This is a genomic window from Streptomyces sp. WG5 (assembly GCF_049974565.1).
Taxonomy (GTDB): Bacteria; Actinomycetota; Actinomycetes; order Streptomycetales; family Streptomycetaceae; genus Streptomyces.
The window spans coordinates 1-784 of sequence record NZ_JBNGGC010000150.1 but is presented as its reverse complement, the minus strand read 5'-3'; the positions used below and the strand labels follow the sequence as shown (position 1 = coordinate 784).

Sequence of the window (784 nt, the reverse complement as noted above, 5' to 3'; positions counted from 1 at the left end):
ACGCCCGCGGTGGCGGGTTCCTCTACGACGCGGCCGAGTTCGACGCGGACTTCTTCGGGATCTCGCCGCGTGAGGCGGTGGCGATGGATCCGCAGCAGCGGTTACTGCTGGAGACCTCGTGGGAGGCGTTCGAGCGGGCCGGGATCGATCCGTCCTCGTTGCGCGGCAGCCAGGCGGGCGTCTTCGTCGGCACCAACGGCCAGGACTACGCGACGGCGCTCCAGACCATCCCCGAGGGCATCGAAGGATTCCTGGGCACGGGCAACGCGGCCAGCGTCGTCTCCGGCCGGCTCTCCTACGCTTTCGGTCTCGAAGGCCCCGCGGTGACGGTCGACACGGCGTGCTCCGCGTCGCTGGTCGCGCTGCACCTCGCGGCGCAGGCACTGCGCAGCGGCGAGTGCTCGCTCGCCCTTGCCGGCGGTGTGACGGTGATGTCGTCGCCGGGGCCGTTCATCGACTTCAGCCGTCAGCGCGGGCTCGCCGAGGACGGCCGGATCAAGGCGTTCGCCGCCGCGGCCGACGGCACCGGCTGGGGCGAGGGTGTGGGCATGCTGCTGGTGGAGCGGCTGTCCGACGCGCGCCGCAACGGGCACCCGGTCCTCGCTCTCGTACGGGGATCGGCGGTGAACCAGGACGGTGCCAGTAACGGCCTGACCGCGCCGAACGGCCCCTCGCAGCAGCGCGTGATCCGCCAGGCCCTGGCGAGCGCCGGGCTGTCGACGGCTGACGTGGACGCGGTGGAGGCGCACGGCACCGGCACGCGGCTCGGGGACCCGATCGAGGC

At 73.0% G+C, this 784-nt stretch carries 1 protein-coding gene; it reads left to right on the top strand.

What is annotated here, in order from left to right:
- A partial coding sequence (locus tag ACP4IX_RS36310; protein ID WP_426558931.1) for a beta-ketoacyl synthase N-terminal-like domain-containing protein occupies window positions 1–784 on the top strand: 784 nt, incomplete at both ends.